The organism is Nonomuraea rosea (genome assembly GCF_039539705.1).
In the GTDB taxonomy this organism is placed as follows: Bacteria; Actinomycetota; Actinomycetes; order Streptosporangiales; family Streptosporangiaceae; genus Nonomuraea; species Nonomuraea rosea.
On record NZ_BAABDQ010000004.1, the window covers coordinates 154,182 to 170,205 of the forward strand.

The following is a 16,024-nucleotide window of genomic DNA, read 5'->3' on the forward strand; positions in this document are numbered from 1 at the left end:
TCCGGTTATCCGGCCGTCAGTAGTGCCAGGGGAACGGCGACCAGTCGGGCTCGCGCTTCTCCAGGAACGAGTCGCGCCCCTCGGCCGCCTCGTCCGTCATGTACGCCAGCCGCGTCGCCTCGCCCGCGAACACCTGCTGCCCGACCATCCCGTCGTCGATCGCGTTGAAGGCGAACTTCAGCATCCGCTGCGCCGTGGGCGACTTGCCGTTGATCTTGCGGGCCCAGTCGAGCGCGGTGGCCTCCAGCTCGGCGTGCGGGATCACGGCGTTGACCATGCCCATGCGGTGGGCGTCGGCCGCGGTGTAGGTGTCGCCGAGGAAGAAGATCTCCCTGGCGAACTTCTGCCCGACCTGCCGCGCCAGGTAGGCCGAGCCGAAGCCGCCGTCGAAGCTGGCCACGTCGGCGTCGGTCTGCTTGAAGCGGGCGTGCTCCGCGCTGGCGAGGGTGAGATCGGCCACGACGTGCAGGCTGTGGCCGCCGCCCGCGGCCCAACCGGGCACCACGCAGATCACGATCTTCGGCATGAACCGGATCAGGCGCTGCACCTCAAGGATGTGCAGCCGGCCGGTGGCCGCCGTGCCGTCGGCGTACTGGTAGCCGTCCTTGCCCCTGATGCGCTGGTCGCCGCCGGAGCAGAAGGCCCAGCCGCCGTCCTTGGGCGACGGGCCGTTGCCGGTGAGCAGCACGCAGCCCACGTCGGGGCTCTGCCGGGCGTGGTCGAGCGCGCGGTAGAGCTCGTCGACGGTCTGCGGGCGGAACGCGTTGCGCACCTCGGGCCGGTCGAACGCGATCCGCACGGCGCCCTGGTCGACCGCCCGGTGGTAGGTGATGTCGGTGAAGTCGAATCCCTCGACCGCCTGCCACGCCTTGGGATCGAACAGCTCGGAGACCATGGGCGAGAGCCTAACGGATCTGCCCTTCGGCCCATTCGGCCCACTCCTGCTGGACCTGCCCGAGGCGCAGGCCGTATTCGAGGGCGATCCTGCCGTACACCGACAGGTCGTCGGTGCCCTCCTCGACGAAGCCGCGGATGCCCTCCATGTATTCGAGCTGCTTGGCGGTCAGCTCGGCCTGGCGGCGGAAGTATGCTCTGGCCTGCTCCGGCGCGAGCTGGGCGAGGAAGAACACCCGCAGGAGCATGTCGCTGCGGGCCGGCCGGACCGGCTCCACGTCGCTGATCCAGTGACGCAGCTCGGCCAGGCCCGCCTCGGTGACCGCGTACTCCTTGCGGCCCCGCGGTCCTTCGGCCGCGACGTCCACGAGCCCGGCGTCGGCCAGCTTGCCGAGCTCGGCGTAGAGCTGGCTCTGCGTGGCCGGCCAGACGTTGGCCAGCGAGACGTCGAACAGCTTCATCAGGTCATATCCGCTGGCGGGTCCCTCGGTGAGCAGTCCCAGCACGGCGTGTCGAAGACTCATATTCCTATATTGACATATCTCCACAGGAGGTTCTAGCTTCGACATGTCACTGTAGGAACGTGAAGGGAAACACGACATGCGCGGCCTGCTGGGCTTCCTGCCCTGGATCGTCTACGCCGTCATCGCCACCGGCGACGAGTGGCGCTGGGGCGCCATCTCCGGGCTGGTCATCGCCCTGGCCCTGGTCGTCGTCGACCGCAGGGCGGGCAAGCAGTGGGACCAGATGGTGATCGAGGCGAGCGCCGCGGTGTTCTTCGCCTGTCTCACGGTGCTCTCGCTCGTGGCCCCGCACTCACCGCTCACTCCGTACGGGCCCGCGCTGGTCAACGTCTGGCTGGCGGGCACGGCCTGGGGCTCGCTGGCCATCCGCAAGCCGTTCACGCTGGGCATCGCGCGCACGATGGCGCCGGAGGAGGTCTGGCGGACCCCGCAGTTCTACCGGGTCAACGCGATCATCACCGCGGTCTGGGCGGTGGCCTTCACCGTCGCCGCCGTCTCGCTGACGCTCGTGCTCCAGGTCTCGCCCCACGCGACGACGCTGGTCATCGCCGTCAAGGTGCTCACGTTCGCCGTGCCCGCCGTCTTCACGGCCTGGTATCCCTCGTACGTTCGCCGCCGCCTCGCGGCCCGTCCCGCTAAGTGATCTCGGCTCGGAGCTCCGCCAGGAGCTCTCCCTGGTCGGCGAGCATGTCGGTGAGGATGCGGCGGGCGGCCCCGAGCAGGTCGGCCAGCTCGGGAGTGGCCAGCGTGTAGACGACGGTGCTGCCCTCGCGGAGCGCGCTCACGATCCCCGCCCTGCGCAGAACCGCGAGCTGCTGGGAGAGGCTCGACGGCTCGATGTCGATCTGGGCCAGAAGATCCCTGACGGGCAGCGGCCCTTCCTGAAGTAGCTCCAGCACTCTGATGCGAGCGGGGTGGCCGAGAGTTCGGAAGAAGTCGGCCTTGGCCTGATAGACCTCCACGTGCATATTGCAAGACTAATCCAGTGCAGTTGCATAATTCTTCAAGTCGTAACGTTGTTGGATAGCATGACAGCGGGGACTAGGGAGTAGCCATGGGCCGAGGAAGAGCCAAGGCGAAGCAGACGAAGGTCGCTCGCCAGCTGAAGTACACCAACCACAACATCGACTACGACCGGCTCCGTGAGGAGCTGGGCGCGGACGGGAGGCCAAAGGAGATCTACCCGCCTACGCCGTCCGAGCAGGAGTCCGAGCGCGGGCAATGACGCGGGCCGGCTACGCGGACGTGAGGGTGACGTTCTCCAGCCGCCTGGCCTCCGGCGCCTGATCCGGCGCCGTGAGCTCCAGGCGGTGCAGCACCCCCTTGACCAGCTTGTCGAGGCGGGTCTCGCCGTCGCGGGGACGCCGGGCAGGCGGACGACGTCCAGCCCGGTCTCCAGCACATGGCCGCCCTGTCCGGGCTCATCGCCTGGCAAAGGTCTCTCCAGCGAGGAATGTCACCGGCGGTGCTGGGCAGATCCCCGTGACGAGGTGATCAGGACATGCGCGTAGCAATCGTGGGTTCAGGAAGGCTCGGTGCGCCACTCGGACGCCTGCTCGCGGTGGCCGGACACGACGTGCTCTTCAGCGACGCCGACCTCGGACGCGCCGAGGCCGCGGCGAAGGCGGCCGACGGGCAGGCCCGCGGCGGGTCGCCGATCGAGGCCGCGCGGTTCGGCGAGGTCGTCGTCCTGGCGGTGGGGTGGGAGGCGTTCCCCCTGGTGGTGGCGGAGCTCGGCGAATCGCTCACGGGCAGGATCGTCGTCGATCCGAGCAACCCGATCGGCGAACGGGACGGCGCCGCCGTGGTGGTGGCCGTGCCCGGCGGGCTGACCAGCCCGCAGTACCAGCAGCGGGTGCTGGGCGCGGACGTCCGGCTGGTGCGCACGTTCAACACCAAGTACCCCAACGAGCTGCTGGAGCTCGGCACCGCGGGACAGCGCGGCGGGCCGCGGGCCGACATGCCCTACTGGGGCGACGACGACGAGGCCAAGAAGGCCGTGGTGCCGCTCATCGAGGACGCCGGGTTCACCGCCATCGACGGCGGCGGCCTCTCAGAATCCCTCTGACCTTCTGCGAACGGCCGGCTCAGGCGGCGCAGGAGTCGTGGGTGGCGTCGAAGCCCTTGATCGCCTCGGTGTCGTCCGCGCGCAGCGGCTTCAGCCCCGTCCAGTCGTCGCCGATCACGAGCACCAGCCGGTTCGTCCGCGCGGCGGGAACGCTCTTGGGCGCCGCCTTGAGCAGGTCGGCGGAGAGCGTGGGCACGCGGGTCTCGCCGTTGGGGCCGTACATGATCGTGGTCTGCGCCAGTGGCTTGCGCGCCGAGTCCCCGATCTTCGTGATGTGGTAGCCGCGCTGCTCCAGGAAGGCGGCCACCTGGGTGCCCAGCCCGCTGCGCCAGGTGCCGTTGCGCAGCTCGATCTGGATCTTCGACCGGCCCACCTTGGCCTGGCCGCCCTTGACGCCCTGGACGCTCTGGTCCCTGGCCACGATCTGGAACAGCTTGCCCGCCTGCGGCTGCACCCACTCGACCCGGCCCGGCTGGGTCAGCGAATAGTGCCACGGGGTGGTGATGAAGCGGATCTGCCCGGCGTTCAGGCCCTGCAGGCCGGTCGCCAGGTCCTTCATGACGCCCACCGACAGGTCCGGGTCGGTGGTCACCGCCTTGGTGCCGGCGTCGAGCAGGGCGAACATCTTGGCCGGGTTGGTGAGCGTCTCGCCACTCATGGCCTTCTTGACCATGGAGGCGATGAACATCTGCTGCCGCTGGATGCGCCCGATGTCCGAGCCGTCGCCCAGGCTGTAGCGGGCGCGCACGTAGCCGAGCGCCTGCTCGCCGTCGAGCGTCTGCCGCCCCGCGGGCAGGTGCAGCAGCGCCTTCTTGTCGTCCACCCGCTCGGGCAGGCAGACCTCCACGCCGCCGACGGCGTCCACCATGCTCTTGAAGCCGGTGAAGTCGACCTTCACGAAGTGGTCGATATGGATGCGGGTGAGCCCCTCGACGGTCTTCCAGGTGCAGGCGATGCCACCGGAGTTGAACGACTCGTTGATCATGCCGAGGTGTGGCCGCTGCCCGGGGAAGGCGCCGGTGGCGCGGCAGGCCGGGAGCTGCACCAGGGAGTCGCGCGGGAAGCTGACGACCATCGCGTTGTCGCGCTTGGACGACACGTGGACCAGCATGATCGTGTCGGTGCGCTCGCCCGCGACGCGGCCGTACTTGGCGTTCTTGCCGTTGCGCTGGTCGGAGCCGACGACCAGGATGTTCATGGCCGTGCCCGCGACCTTGGGCGGCCGGGTGGCGCCGAGGTCCTCCGCGGTGACGTCCTCGTGCTCGACGTTGCCGGTCAGCTTGGCGTAGACGCCCACGGCGACGCCGGCGACCAGGAGGACGACGGTTACCGTGACCGCCACGACCCAGCGCAGCCAGGGACGACGACGTCGTGCTGGCACGCTCGGCCCGGATGACGGCGCGTCGACAAGCCCGCTGCTCACGTGACTCCAGATGGACGGGGCCGAGGGTCGCCGTCCATGGCAAAGAGCCTCGCCGTACAGATCTCGGCCGGTTGAACGTGCCCGAGTGTACTCAGTCGGGCACGCTCATGCGGAGCGAACCCGTCCCACGGAGGCTCAGCCGGGCGCGCCCACCCGGGGCGAAACCATTGCCGGACAGGATCAGTCGGGCAGGTCCACGCGGAGTGAGACCGTGCCGCGGAGGTCGAGCCAGGCGGCGCCCGGGCCGCGTACGAGCCTGAGCACCACCTCGTCGCACCCCGGGCAGCGGGCCACCAGGCCGGGCTCCGGGCCGTAGACGCGCAGCGCGCCGACGGGGCCTGTCAGCCCGCAGCTCGCGCAGCGGCCGGTGGCGGCGGTGACGTCCACGGCGAAGATCTCGCCGAGCGGCCCGGCCAGGGCGTTGCCGTCCAGGTGTTCTGCGGTCATGTCAGCCTCCGGTCGGGCCGAAACGTTCGGTTCTGATGCGCTCGGGAGCGTGGCCGAGCGCGAGCAGCAGGTCGGCCGCCGCCTCCACGAACCCCGTCGGCCCGCACACGTAGCAGTCGGGCTCGAAGTCCGCGGGCCAGCCGCCCTCCGCCAGGTCGCCGAGCGTGATGCGGCCCAGGGGACGGCGCACGCCGGGCGGCGCGGACCTGGTGTAGAGGTAGCTGATGTCCAGCCCGGGGTCGGGCCGCCGCAGCTCCTCCGCGTAATAGCGGGAGTCCTGGTCGCGCAGCGAGTAGACCAGCCGGAACGGCACCCGGCTGCCCGCCTGCCTGCGCTCCCTGATCATGGCCATCAGCGGCACGATCCCCGACCCGCCGGCGACCAGCAGCACCGGCGCCTTGCTCGCCGGCCGCCAGACGAACCAGCCGCCGACCGGCCCGCGCACCTCGATCTGGTCGCCGACCCGCAGCTCATCGATCAGGTACGGAGAGACCTCACCGTCGGGCACGAGCTCCACGGTCAGCTCGACGTAGTCGCCGTCGGCGGGCGCGGCCATCGAGTAGCTGCGCTGCGCGCTGTAGCCGTCCTCGGCCGTCAGCCGCACGTCGAGATGCTGCCCCGCCAGGTGGCCGGGCCAGCCGGGCACCTGGAAGCCCAGCGTGCGCGCCGTGGCGGTCTCCCCTTCGATCTGGACGACCTCGGCCACCCGCCAGGTCAGCCGGCGCACCTAGTCGCCCTCATAGCGCTGCTCGCGCCACGGGTCGCCGTAGTTGTGGTAACCGGCGGTCTCCCAGAAGCCCGGCCAGTCGTCGTTCAGCAGCCGGATGCCGCGCACCCACTTCGCGGACTTCCAGAAGTACAGGTGCGGCACGATCAGCCGCGCGGGGCCGCCGTGCTGAGGCCGCAGCTCCTCGCCGTCGAAGCGGTGCACGATCCACGCCTTGCCGTCGAGCAGGTCCTCCAGCGGCAGGTTCGTGGTGTAGCCGCCGTAGGAGTGGACCAGCGCGTAGTCGGCGGAGGTCTCGACGTCGTCGAAGAACACGTCCAGCGAGACGCCCTCCCACGTGGTGTCCAGCTTCGACCACTTGGTGACGCAGTGGATGTCCACCGTGGGCGTCGTCCGGGGCAGCGCCATGAAGTCCGCCCACGACCAGCGATGCGTCTGCTCCGCCTCGGTGTCGATGGCGAACTCCCACCGGTCCTGCGGCACCCGCGGCGTCGGCCCCGCCGACAGCACCGGGAAGTCCTCGACCAGGTACTGGCCGGGTGGCAGCCGGTCGCCGTCCGCTCTCCGCCTGCCGCGGAAGCCGCGCGAAATGATGCTCACGAGCCCTCCCAGTGATTCACGTGTCATTCCACCATGAACCGCCTCCTGGCCGGTCAGCGACGCGCCCGTGGCGAGACCAGCCCCGACTCGTAGGCGAAGACCACGAGCTGGGCGCGGTCGCGGGCGTGCAGCTTGGTCATGGCCCTGCTGACGTGCGTCTTGGCGGTGGTCGGGCTGATCACCATGTGCGCGGCGATCTCGTCGTTGGACAGGCCGCGGGCGACCAGGGCGGTCACCTCGCGTTCGCGGTTGGTGAGCACGTCCAGCCTGGCGGGCTCGGACTCGGGGCGGCGGGCGACGTACTCGCCGATCAGGCGGCGGGTGATGGCGGGGGACAGCAGCGCGTCGCCGCGGGCCGCCACCCTGACGCCCTGCAGCAGGTCGGCGGGCTCGGTGTCCTTGACCAGGAAGCCGCCGGCGCCCGACCTGAGCGCGTTGAAGACGTACTCGTCGAGGCCGTAGTTGGTGAGGATCACCACGTGGACCCCGCTCAGCCGCTCGTCGGCGGCGATCCGCCTGGTCGCCTCGATGCCGTCCATCACGGGCATCTGGACGTCCATGAGCACCACGTCCGGCAGGTGCTCCAGCGCGAGGGCGACGGCCCGCTCACCGTCGGGGGCCTCGGCCACCACCTCGATGTCGTCCTCGGCCTCCAGCAGCGCGCGGAACCCGCCGCGGATGAGTGCCTGGTCGTCCACGAGCAGGACACGGATCACGATCGTTCCTCCAATGACCGGCCGAGCGGAAGCTCCGCGCGTACGGTGAAGCCTCCCTCGGGACGGGGCTCCGCGCGCAGCCGGCCGCCGAGCGCCGTGACGCGCTCCCGCATGCCGACCAGGCCCACGCCGGGCACCGGTGGCGCGTCCGCGCTGGCCAGGCCGTCGTCGTCCACCTGTATGACCAGCTCGGCGCCACCGTACTCGATGCGCACCGCGGCGGCGGCCCCGCCCGCGTGCCTGGAGACGTTGGTGAGCGCCTCCTGCACGATCCGGTACGCGGCCCGGTCCACTTCGGCGGGCAGCGCCTGCCGTACACCGGAGATGGTCACGGTGGCCGGCAGGCCGGTCGAGCGCGCCCGCCGTACCAGCTCGTCGAGCCGATCCAGCCGGCTGTCCTGCGACCCACCGCCGGCCCGGCCCCCGGAGCCTGAGCCGGAGCCGGGCGTCAGTCCGGCGCCGGGCCCGAGCCCTGGGCCGGACGACAGGGTGGCGTCTGCCCCAGAGCCTTCGCCGCCGCTGGAGCCGTTGCTGGGACCTGAGCGGGTGCCTGAGCGGGTGCTTGAACGGCCGACGGAGCGAGAGCCGGGCTCCGATCCGCCGCCTGCTCCTGGTCCGGGGCCGTCGCCTGATCCGGAGCCGTCGCCTGATCCGGAGCCGTCGCCTGATCCGGAGCCGTCGCCTGATCCGGAGCCGTCGGCGGATCCGGAGCCGTCGGCGGATCCGGGACCTGAGCCAGACTCTGTGTCGGATTCGGGGTCCGTCTCCGGGTTGCGCAGCACCTCCAGCGTGGCACGCAGCTCGCGCATGGCGTCCCCGCTGGCCTCCTGGATGGCCAGCAGCGCCGCGGGCACGTCCTCACCCCGCTTGCGCGCCAGGTGGACGGCCACCCCCGCCTGGACCTTGATGATCGAGATGCTGTGTGTGAGCGAGTCGTGCAGCTCCCTGGCGATCCGCAGCCGCTCCTCGCCCGCCCGGCGGAGCGCGGCCTCCTCACGGGTGCGCTCGGCCTCGGTGGCACGCTGCTCCGCCTGCTCCAGGTACGCCTGCCGATGCCGGGTCACCGTCGCCGTCACCCCGGCGGCCAAGAACCAGCCGAGCAGCAGCGACGTGCTCTGGACGATGTCCTGGGGGTTGTGCCCGCCGGGGGTGGCGAGGTCGGCGGCCAGGCTGACGCTCAGGAACACCGCGCTCACCAGCGCCGTCACCAGCCGGTGCCCGGCACGGACCGCGCTGAACACGGTCACCAGCACGGGGAAGGCCGCCGGCGGTCCCGGATGGGCGTGCACGGAGTAGAAGAGCATGCAGGCCGCCGTGACCAGCAGGGCTGCCAAGGGAGCCCGGCGCCACGCGACGAGCGCCAGCGAGCCGACCAGCACGGCCGCCAGATCCAGGGGGCCCGCGCCCGGGGTGACCAGCACGGTGGCCACGAGCATGGCGGCCAGCACCGCGGCGAGCGCACCGTCCATGGCGAGCGGTCGCCATCCGTGCATAATGCTCATTCCTGCACACTAAAGCCTGGTCAGGACATACTCCTCAGCGCCAGGGCGTATCTTCTCGCTACTTCCGGCGAAGTAGTCCGGTCTGTGCCGCCCGCCGGGGTGGTAGGCGCAACAGTCTCCCCGGGGCCGATGACCTGGGGCCGGGTCGGATACCACGATGTCCGGCTATGGAGACGATCCTGAACGGGGGCCGGTGATGGCCGGTCCCTTCCGTTACGTCACGCCGGTGGAGCCGCAGAACGCGACCGGGCGGACCGCCCGGGTCTACGGGCAGCTCGCCGAGGACTTCGGAATGGCGCGCATGGCGGTCTTCCTGACACTGTCGCCGTCGCCCGAGGTGCAGGCCGCGACCTGGGCCATGCTCAGGGAGTCGCTGCTGGCCGGGAGCGCGCCGCGGACGGACAAGGAGGTCGTGGCGCTCGGGGTGTCGATGGCGAACCAGTGCCCGTTCTGCGTGGCCGCGCACACGACGCTGCTGCACGCGACCGGCGACCACCGGCTCGCGGAGACCGTCGCCCGCGGCGACACTCCCGCAGACCCCACCCATGCCGCCCTCCTGACCTGGGCAAAGGCCCCCAGCGAGGGCACATGGCACCCGGTCAGCCAGGACGCCTGGGATGTGGGCGGTCAGGACGCGCGGCACGCAGGTGCTCAGGATGCTCGCCAAGCGGGCGGCCAGGATGCGGGGCCGGTCGGTGGTGCTCCTGCGGGGCCGTATCCGGTGGAGCACGCGCACGAGTACATCGGCACCGCGCTGGCCTTCCACTTCATCAACCGGATGGCCTCCGCGCTGCTCACCGACAACCTGATGCCCGCCGGCCTGCAGCGGTCGCGGCTGGTCAGGAGCGTGGGCGGGCGGGTGATGTCGCGAGCGGTGCGCAGGCGGCTGCGGGTGGGGACAAGCCTGGCGCTGGTGGCGGACCTGCCCGCGGGGCCGGAGCCGGACTGGGCGGCGGGCACCCCGGTGGGCGCCGCCTACGCCGCCTTGGAGGTGGCGGCCACGGCCGGCGGCGAACTGCTCGCTGGTGGTGCCCGTGACGGTGGCGGTGACGCTCGCGCGGTCGTGGTCGGTGTGGTCGAGGCATGGGACGGCTCGCCGCTGCCGATGGACACCGCCTGGCTGGACGGCCCGCTGGCCGCGCTGCCCGCCGATGAGCGGCCAGGCGCCAGGCTCGCGCTGCTGACCGCGCTCGCGCCGTACCGCGTGACGGACGCCGACGTGGCCGCTTGGCGCGGCTCCAAAACCGACGAGGACCTGGTACGGCTCTGCGCGTTCGGCGCCATCACGGCCACGAAGCGCGTCGAAGCCCTCATCACGGCCCAGGAACGTGCCGATGCCCCGACCACGGCGGCACGGCGTGGCGAAGCTCCGACCGCGGTCCCCGAACGTGCCGATGCCCCGACCAGGGCGGCGCGGCGCGGTGAAGACCCGAGTGTTGAAACGATCACAGGAGAGCGATCATGACCGCACAGCACACCCTGACCGCCCCGCCCGTGCAGACCGCCTGGCCCCTGCGGCTGCTCAAGGCCGTGGTGGTGCTGCATGTGGCCGCGCTGCTGTTCCAGGCGGTGACGGCGGGCCTGCTGCTCTCCTCGTCCGGCGGCCGGGCCCTGCACACGACCTCCGGCATCGCGCTGGCGATCATCGGGCTCGTCCATCTCGTCGCCGCCATCCTGGTCTGGCGGCCCGGCGGCGGGCGGGCCTCGTTCATCGCCCCGGCCGCCTCCATCCTGGTGCTCACGGTGGTGGCGGCGGTCCTGGGGGTCGCGGGGCTCAAGGTCCTGCACCTGCCGCTCGGCGTCCTGCTGTTCGGCGGCGGGGTCATGCAGCTCGGCAGGGTCATGGCCCGCCCGGCGACGGCATGATGCCGACCAGGCGCGACGCGCTGCGGCTGCTGGGCCTGGGGGCGGTGGCGGCGGCCGGTGCCCAGGGCTGCTCGCTGCTCGCCGGCACCCCGCAGCCGCAGCTCCTGACCAGCGCGGCCCCGCTGCCCCGGCAGTTCGCGGTGCCGTTGCCGGTCCCCGAAGTGGCGAAACCCGTCCGCAGCGCAGGCGGCGTCGACTTCTACGAGCTGACCGAGCGGGCGGCGGAGGCGGAGGTGCTGCCCGGACTGCGTACCCCGATCTGGGGGTACGGGGGCACGTTCCCGGGGCCGACGATCCAGGCCGAGCGCGGGCGGCGTACCGTGGTGAAGCTGATCAACCAGCTCGGCGAGCCGACGGTGCTGCACCTGCACGGCGGGCACACGCCGCCCGAGTCCGACGGCTACCCCACCGACCTGGTTGCGCCCGGGGCGGCGCGTGAATACGTGTTCCCGATGGAGCAGCGGGCCGCCACGCTCTGGTACCACGATCACCGCATGGACTACACGGGGCCGCAGGTGTGGCGCGGGCTGGCCGGGATGTTCCTGGTGCGCGACGAGCCGGAGCGGGCGCTGCCGCTGCCGGACGGGGAGCGCGACGTGCCGCTGCTGATCTGCGACCGCTCGTTCGCGGCCGACGGCACGATGCTCTATCCGGGACTCGAGAACCGGCCGGGGGTGCGGGAGGCCTACATGGGAGGCGTGCTCGGCGACGTGATCCTGGTGAACGGGGCGCCGTGGCCGGAGCTGCGGGTGGCCAGGGCCCGCTACCGGCTGCGGCTGTGCAACGCCTCCAACGCCCGCGTGTACGAGCTGACGACCGGCGGCCCGATGGTGCGGATCGGCTCCGACGGCGGGCTGCTGGCCGCGCCGCGCACGGTCAAGCAGGTCAGGCTGGCTCCAGGCGAGCGGGCCGAGGTGATCGTCGACTTCGCCGCGTACAAGCTGGGCCAGCACGTCGAGCTGCGGAACCTGGCGGGGGAGGGCGCGCAGGGCAAGGTGCTGCGTTTCGTGGTGGATCGGGACGAGGCCGACGACTCGGCGGTGCCGCCCCGGCTGGCCGTCGTCGAGGCGCTCGACCCCGCCAAGGCGACGGTGACGCGAGACTTCGACTTCAGCAGCGGCAGCATGCACGGAGGCGTCGGCTGGCTGATCAACGGCAGGCCGTTCGACCCCAAGCGGATGGAGGCCAGGCCGAAGCTCGGTGACATCGAGGTCTGGCGGCTGACCAGCGACGTCGCCCACCCGGTCCACCTGCACCTCGACGCCTTCCAGGTGCTCTCGGTGAACGGCGAGCGCCCGGACGGGCCGCCCGAGTGGAAGGACACGGTCGAGCTGCGTGACGCGCAGACCGTCGAGATCGTCACGCGGTTCACCGACTACCGGGGCCGTTACGTCCTGCACTGCCACAACCTCGAACACGAGGACATGGCGATGATGGCCGGCTTCGAGGTCGTGTGAAATCCCAGAGCCTCACGGCATACAGGCGGGAGGGCGGCCCGACCCCGGCCAGACGTAGTCCAGGTCGTCGGGCTCGTCGCCGAACACGGGCCGGTAGAAGCCGGGGTCCTTGCGCAGCAGCGCCGAGCGGTGGCTGAGGTGCAGCGCCTCGTCGCCGAGCCAGGGCGGCAGCTCCCCGGCCACGGCCAGCTCGACCTGGGGGCGTACCTTCTCCGTCCCGCAGTGAGTGGCCAGCTCGCCGGTCATCGTGGCCGCGCAGGTGTCCGGGCGGCCCGCCGCGCACCAGTGCCCGCACACCTCCAGGCCGTAGCGGACGAGCGCCTCCTCGTATCCGGCCCACATCTTCACGACGGGGTGGTGGCGCCAGCCGTACCCCGGGACGGTCAGGGCGCGCAGGATCTGCAGGGCCTCCACCCGCTGCTTGCCCAGCCGCAGCGGATCGAGGACCGCGGCCGTGGCGGCGAAGTCCGGATATGGCAGGAACGTTTGCATCAGTACCCCCGCTGACGTGCTCTTCCTCGCGGATCGTATAGACCGGCCGGTCGCCGACGCGCACAATCGGGCCATGGGAGACGCGTATGTCGGCAAGAGCACGCCCCGAAGGGAAGACGCCAGGCTGCTGACCGGCCGGAGCAGGTACGCCGCCGGCGTCCGGCTGCCGGGCATGGCGCACGCGTACGTGGTGCGCAGCCCCATCGCGCACGGCCGGCTGCTCGGCTGCGACGCCAAGGCGGCCTGGGCGGTCGAAGGCGTGCTGGACGTGATCACTCCGGCAGACGCCGCCGACCTGTTCCTGCCCTGCGTCAGCGTGGCGCCAGGCCAGCAAATCACGTCCTACCGGGTGCTGGACGACGCGATCAGGTATGCGGGCCAGCCGCTGGCCGTCGTCGTCGCCCGCACGCCAGAGGCCGCCAGGGACGCCGCCGACCTCGTCGACCTGGAGCTGGACGAGCTGCCCGCGGTGATCGGCGCGGAGCGGGCGATGCGTGACGATGCCCCGCTGCTCTACCCGGACTGGGGCACGAACGTGGTCACCGACTTCACCCTCGGCGACGCCGACTGCGCGGCCGCGATCGAGGGGGCGGAGCACGTCGTCGAGATGACGTTCAGGATGGCCAGGATCTCGCCGTACCCGTTGGAGCCGCGCGCCGTGGTGGCCTCGTACGCCGACGACGAGCTGACCGTGCACATCTCCTCCCAGGCTCCCCACCACGTGCGCGAGCACCTGGCGGACGCGTTCGGCTTCGTCCACGACCGCGTCCGCGTCGTCACCCGCGACGTGGGCGGCGGGTTCGGCGGCAAGGAGCACGTCTATCCGGACGAGGCGCTGGCCTGCCTGGCCTCGATCCGCCTGGGCCGCCCGGTGAGCTGGACGGAGTCGCCGGGCGACCGGCTGATCGCCACGCTGCCCGCGCGGGCCGCCACGCATCGGGCCCGGCTGGCACTCGACGGCGACGGGCGGTTCGTGGCGATATATGCGGACCTGATCGGCGACCTCGGCGCCCACCCGGGGAACACCGGCGCGTCCACGCTCGCGGTGACGGCCACGCTCGTGCCAGGTCCCTACCGGTTCGACCGGGTCGCGGTCCGCGTGCGCGGGGTCGCCACCACCACCACGCCGATCGGCTCCTACCGCGGCTTCGGCCAGCCCGAGGGCACGCTGACCAGGGAACGGCTGATCGACGAGGCGGCGCGCAGGCTCGGGATCGACCGGATCGAGCTGCGGCTGCGCAACCTGCTGCGGCCGGAGGAGCTGCCGTACACGACGCGGGTCTACCAGGCGTACGACTCCGGCGACTACCCGCTCGCCCTGCGCACCCTGTGCGACCTGGTCACGCCCGTCGAGCGGGACGACGGGCGCAGGCGCGGCGTCGGCTACTCCTGCCACGTGGAGACCACGGGGCTGGGGCCGTCGATGGAGATGAAGGACGCGGGCATGCTGGCGGGCGGCTACGAGACGGCGATCCTGCGCATGGAGCAGGACGCCTCGGTGGTCGTGTCGTCGGGGGTGACGGGGATCGGGCAGGGCATCGAGACGGCGCTGGCGCAGCTCGCGGCCGACCGGGTGGGGGTGCCCATCGAGCGGGTGCGGGTGGTGCTGGGCGACACGGCGGCGACGCCGTACTCGTCGCTGGGGTCGATCGCGAGCCGCTCGATGACGATCGCCGGCGGTGCGCTCACCGAGGCCGCCGCCCGGCTGCGCGCCAAGCTGCTGGCCATCGCGGCGCACCGGCTGGAGGCCGCGCCCGCCGACCTGGAGCTGGCCGAGGGCGTGGTGCGGGTGAAGGGCGACCCGCGGGCGTCGGTGCCGCTGCGTGAGCTGGCCACCTCGGCGTGGCGTGGCTGGGATCTGCCGGAGGGCGTCACGCCCGGCCTGGAGGAGCGGGTCAGCTATGATCCGGCCGGCTACACCTTCGCGTACGGGGCGCACGCCGCCGCCGTGGCCGTCGATCCCGAGACGGGGGCGGTCGAGGTGGAGGGCTACTGGGTGGTCAACGACGCCGGCGTGCTGGTCAACCCGGCCGTGGTGACCGGACAGATCCAGGGCGGCGTCGCCCAGAGCATCGGCATGGCGCTCACCGAGGAGATCGTCTACAGCGACGACGGCCAGCCGATCACCGACTACTTCCTGCCGACCACGCGGGAGGTGCCGGACATCCAGGTCGTGATGCTGCAGACGCCCTCGCCGCACACTCCTGGCGGGATGAAGGGGGTTGGGGAGGCCGGTACGATCGGCCCGCCTGCGGCCATCACCAACGCGGTCGCCGCCGCTCTGCCGGAGATCTCGGAGCGGATCACGGACGTTCCGCTGACCCCGTCCGCTCTGTGGTCCCTGCTTCAGACGAGACCCTCCGGATGAAACCGGTCACATGAGGTCTTTCAACTCCTTGCCGGATTCGAAGAGCGCCCGCTCCAGGGCCTGCCGGCCGGCGGGTTTGGGCTCGTCCGGAATCGGCACGCGCTGAGCCGGAGTCCTCACGGTTTCGGCGGGCGGCGTGGTGTCGGTCTTCTGTGCGTTCTCATCAGTACTGCTCATGGCTGTGTCCGTACCCTGACGGTTCCGGTCGTTTCGCGGCGCGCTGAAAAGAATGGCAATTTCTCGCTGAAAATTCGACCCGAATGGCTCTCTCGTACGTACACGTTTGGACAGCCGTGTACGTCAGCCCATAGGGAGTCCCTCTTGTTGAGCGAAACGCGCATCCGCTGCCCCTCCGTCCAGGAAAGAGAAGCCATGACCAGGCTGCGATCAGCTCGCCGGAGCAGGATGCAGTACGTGTGGCCCCTGCGCGAGGACGTACGGACGGTCGGTCACGCCCGCGCGATCATTCGAGATGAATTGTCGGCACTCGCCCTTTCCGAGGAGGTCGTTGACGACGCCGTGCTCATGGTGAGCGAATTGATCACCAATGCCCTCATGTACGGCGACGGCCCTTACGAACTCGTTCTCCACATAGACGCCAAAGAGATCATGTGCGTCGTCGTGGACAGCAGCCCGCTCCTGCCCGAACCCTCGCCCGACGACGTCCGCTCCGAGCACGGCCGGGGGCTGCGGATCATCGCCAGGCTCTCCGACGGCTTCTACGGCTGCCATCCCCAGCGTTACGTCACCCACCCGGACCTCGTCGGAAAGGCCACCTGGTTCGCGATCCCGCGCGGTATCGCCGCCGGTGGGAACGTGGTCCCGATCAGGGCCGGAAGTTGAGTCGTGAAAAGTCATGATTTCCGACTAAAAGGCAGTTAATGTATCAGCCGCAAGCCGGGGATGATCTTCGTCGTGTGACGAGGACCCCGGCCGTTCT

General features: G+C 71.2%; 19 protein-coding genes. 8 read left to right on the plus strand and 11 right to left on the minus strand.

Going from position 1 to position 16,024, the window contains the following annotated elements; genetic code table 11:
• Positions 1-16: 16 nt before the first annotated feature.
• Both ABEA43_RS11715 and ABEA43_RS11720 read right to left on the minus strand, forming a co-directional pair.
• Entirely contained in the window at positions 17-895 is an 879-nt protein-coding gene (locus ABEA43_RS11715) for a 1,4-dihydroxy-2-naphthoyl-CoA synthase (protein WP_345561047.1), read from the minus strand.
• A gap of 10 nt (positions 896-905) precedes the next feature.
• Complete coding sequence (locus ABEA43_RS11720; protein WP_345561050.1) at positions 906-1,418, minus strand: PadR family transcriptional regulator; 513 nt, start codon at positions 1,416-1,418, stop codon at positions 906-908.
• Between the two features lie 76 nt (positions 1,419-1,494).
• Here ABEA43_RS11720 and ABEA43_RS11725 point away from each other — a divergent pair, with 76 nt between their 5' ends.
• Complete coding sequence (locus ABEA43_RS11725) at positions 1,495-2,061, plus strand: DUF3159 domain-containing protein (protein WP_345561052.1); 567 nt, start codon at positions 1,495-1,497, stop codon at positions 2,059-2,061.
• Here the strand turns inward: ABEA43_RS11725 and ABEA43_RS11730 are convergent.
• A complete protein-coding gene (locus ABEA43_RS11730) occupies positions 2,054-2,386 on the minus strand; it encodes an ArsR/SmtB family transcription factor (protein ID WP_345561054.1) in 333 nt (110 codons plus the stop codon). The two genes, ABEA43_RS11725 and ABEA43_RS11730, sit on opposite strands and share 8 nt — an antisense overlap.
• 86 nt (positions 2,387-2,472) lie before the next feature.
• Between ABEA43_RS11730 and ABEA43_RS11735 the strand changes: the two genes are divergently transcribed.
• The gene (locus tag ABEA43_RS11735; RefSeq protein WP_345561056.1) at positions 2,473-2,643 is read left to right on the plus strand and encodes a DUF3073 domain-containing protein; all 171 of its coding nucleotides are present in this window, start codon (positions 2,473-2,475) and stop codon (positions 2,641-2,643) included.
• A 276-nt stretch (positions 2,644-2,919) separates the two neighbouring features.
• Complete coding sequence (locus ABEA43_RS11740; protein ID WP_345561058.1) at positions 2,920-3,486, plus strand: NADPH-dependent F420 reductase; 567 nt, start codon at positions 2,920-2,922, stop codon at positions 3,484-3,486.
• A gap of 19 nt (positions 3,487-3,505) precedes the next feature.
• Here ABEA43_RS11740 and ABEA43_RS11745 read toward each other — a convergent pair whose 3' ends face one another.
• The 6 genes from ABEA43_RS11745 to ABEA43_RS11770 all read right to left on the minus strand — a co-directional run bounded on the left by ABEA43_RS11745 (position 3,506) and on the right by ABEA43_RS11770 (position 8,901).
• Positions 3,506-4,867 carry an LCP family protein gene (locus ABEA43_RS11745; protein ID WP_345561060.1) on the minus strand — a complete coding sequence of 454 codons (1,362 nt, stop codon included), beginning with the start codon at positions 4,865-4,867 and terminating at the stop codon, positions 3,506-3,508.
• A gap of 222 nt (positions 4,868-5,089) precedes the next feature.
• The gene (locus ABEA43_RS11750; protein WP_345561062.1) at positions 5,090-5,356 is read right to left on the minus strand and encodes a DUF6510 family protein; all 267 of its coding nucleotides are present in this window, start codon (positions 5,354-5,356) and stop codon (positions 5,090-5,092) included.
• Position 5,357: 1 nt separating this feature from the next.
• Positions 5,358-6,083, minus strand: coding sequence for a ferredoxin reductase (locus ABEA43_RS11755; RefSeq protein ID WP_345561064.1), 726 nt, complete (start codon positions 6,081-6,083; stop codon positions 5,358-5,360).
• Complete coding sequence (locus ABEA43_RS11760) at positions 6,084-6,683, minus strand: sulfite oxidase-like oxidoreductase (RefSeq protein WP_345561066.1); 600 nt, start codon at positions 6,681-6,683, stop codon at positions 6,084-6,086. It lies immediately after the preceding gene.
• A gap of 53 nt (positions 6,684-6,736) precedes the next feature.
• Positions 6,737-7,399: a response regulator gene (locus tag ABEA43_RS11765; protein WP_345561067.1), complete on the minus strand. Its 663-nt coding sequence runs from the start codon at positions 7,397-7,399 to the stop codon at positions 6,737-6,739.
• The gene (locus ABEA43_RS11770; protein ID WP_345561068.1) at positions 7,396-8,901 is read right to left on the minus strand and encodes a sensor histidine kinase; all 1,506 of its coding nucleotides are present in this window, start codon (positions 8,899-8,901) and stop codon (positions 7,396-7,398) included. Before ABEA43_RS11770 ends, ABEA43_RS11765 begins: the two co-directional genes overlap by 4 nt.
• A 157-nt stretch (positions 8,902-9,058) precedes the next feature.
• Between ABEA43_RS11770 and ABEA43_RS11775 the strand changes: the two genes are divergently transcribed.
• The 3 genes from ABEA43_RS11775 to ABEA43_RS11785 are packed head-to-tail and all read left to right on the plus strand — an operon-like array spanning position 9,059 to position 12,224.
• Positions 9,059-10,366, plus strand: a complete 1,308-nt coding sequence (locus ABEA43_RS11775) for a carboxymuconolactone decarboxylase family protein (protein WP_345561070.1) — start codon at positions 9,059-9,061, stop codon at positions 10,364-10,366.
• Positions 10,363-10,767, plus strand: a complete 405-nt coding sequence (locus ABEA43_RS11780) for a hypothetical protein (RefSeq protein WP_345561072.1) — start codon at positions 10,363-10,365, stop codon at positions 10,765-10,767. Before ABEA43_RS11775 ends, ABEA43_RS11780 begins: the two co-directional genes overlap by 4 nt.
• Positions 10,764-12,224: a multicopper oxidase family protein gene (locus ABEA43_RS11785; RefSeq protein ID WP_345561074.1), complete on the plus strand. Its 1,461-nt coding sequence runs from the start codon at positions 10,764-10,766 to the stop codon at positions 12,222-12,224. The genes ABEA43_RS11780 and ABEA43_RS11785 overlap by 4 nt, the downstream gene beginning before the upstream one ends.
• Before the next feature lie 12 nt (positions 12,225-12,236).
• Here ABEA43_RS11785 and ABEA43_RS11790 read toward each other — a convergent pair whose 3' ends face one another.
• On the minus strand, positions 12,237-12,716 hold the full coding sequence (locus ABEA43_RS11790) for an MSMEG_6728 family protein (protein ID WP_345561075.1): 480 nt from the start codon (positions 12,714-12,716) through the stop codon (positions 12,237-12,239).
• A gap of 73 nt (positions 12,717-12,789) precedes the next feature.
• On the opposite strand from ABEA43_RS11790, the gene ABEA43_RS11795 reads away from it, so the two are divergent.
• Complete coding sequence (locus ABEA43_RS11795; protein ID WP_345561076.1) at positions 12,790-15,084, plus strand: xanthine dehydrogenase family protein molybdopterin-binding subunit; 2,295 nt, start codon at positions 12,790-12,792, stop codon at positions 15,082-15,084.
• Positions 15,085-15,090: 6 nt separating this feature from the next.
• On the opposite strand, the gene ABEA43_RS11800 is transcribed toward ABEA43_RS11795, so the two are convergent.
• A complete protein-coding gene (locus ABEA43_RS11800; protein WP_345561077.1) occupies positions 15,091-15,261 on the minus strand; it encodes a hypothetical protein in 171 nt (56 codons plus the stop codon).
• Between the two features lie 195 nt (positions 15,262-15,456).
• Between ABEA43_RS11800 and ABEA43_RS11805 the strand changes: the two genes are divergently transcribed.
• Complete coding sequence (locus ABEA43_RS11805; RefSeq protein ID WP_345561078.1) at positions 15,457-15,927, plus strand: ATP-binding protein; 471 nt, start codon at positions 15,457-15,459, stop codon at positions 15,925-15,927.
• Positions 15,928-16,024 lie beyond the last annotated feature (97 nt).

What these genes read in the sequence shown, in the direction of transcription:
- ABEA43_RS11720 (WP_345561050.1), bottom strand. Translation starts at nt 1,418, where the DNA reads ATGAGTCTTCGACACGCCGTGCTGGGACTGCTCACCGAGGGACCCGCC.
- ABEA43_RS11715 (WP_345561047.1), bottom strand. Translation starts at nt 895, where the DNA reads ATGGTCTCCGAGCTGTTCGATCCCAAGGCGTGGCAGGCGGTCGAGGGA.
- ABEA43_RS11740 (WP_345561058.1), top strand. Translation starts at nt 2,920, where the DNA reads ATGCGCGTAGCAATCGTGGGTTCAGGAAGGCTCGGTGCGCCACTCGGA.
- ABEA43_RS11735 (WP_345561056.1), top strand. Translation starts at nt 2,473, where the DNA reads ATGGGCCGAGGAAGAGCCAAGGCGAAGCAGACGAAGGTCGCTCGCCAG.
- ABEA43_RS11730 (WP_345561054.1), bottom strand. Translation starts at nt 2,386, where the DNA reads ATGCACGTGGAGGTCTATCAGGCCAAGGCCGACTTCTTCCGAACTCTC.
- ABEA43_RS11725 (WP_345561052.1), top strand. Translation starts at nt 1,495, where the DNA reads ATGCGCGGCCTGCTGGGCTTCCTGCCCTGGATCGTCTACGCCGTCATC.
- ABEA43_RS11780 (WP_345561072.1), top strand. Translation starts at nt 10,363, where the DNA reads ATGACCGCACAGCACACCCTGACCGCCCCGCCCGTGCAGACCGCCTGG.
- ABEA43_RS11800 (WP_345561077.1), bottom strand. Translation starts at nt 15,261, where the DNA reads ATGAGCAGTACTGATGAGAACGCACAGAAGACCGACACCACGCCGCCC.
- ABEA43_RS11785 (WP_345561074.1), top strand. Translation starts at nt 10,764, where the DNA reads ATGATGCCGACCAGGCGCGACGCGCTGCGGCTGCTGGGCCTGGGGGCG.
- ABEA43_RS11790 (WP_345561075.1), bottom strand. Translation starts at nt 12,716, where the DNA reads ATGCAAACGTTCCTGCCATATCCGGACTTCGCCGCCACGGCCGCGGTC.
- ABEA43_RS11775 (WP_345561070.1), top strand. Translation starts at nt 9,059, where the DNA reads ATGTCCGGCTATGGAGACGATCCTGAACGGGGGCCGGTGATGGCCGGT.
- ABEA43_RS11805 (WP_345561078.1), top strand. Translation starts at nt 15,457, where the DNA reads ATGACCAGGCTGCGATCAGCTCGCCGGAGCAGGATGCAGTACGTGTGG.
- ABEA43_RS11770 (WP_345561068.1), bottom strand. Translation starts at nt 8,901, where the DNA reads ATGAGCATTATGCACGGATGGCGACCGCTCGCCATGGACGGTGCGCTC.
- ABEA43_RS11750 (WP_345561062.1), bottom strand. Translation starts at nt 5,356, where the DNA reads ATGACCGCAGAACACCTGGACGGCAACGCCCTGGCCGGGCCGCTCGGC.
- ABEA43_RS11795 (WP_345561076.1), top strand. Translation starts at nt 12,790, where the DNA reads ATGGGAGACGCGTATGTCGGCAAGAGCACGCCCCGAAGGGAAGACGCC.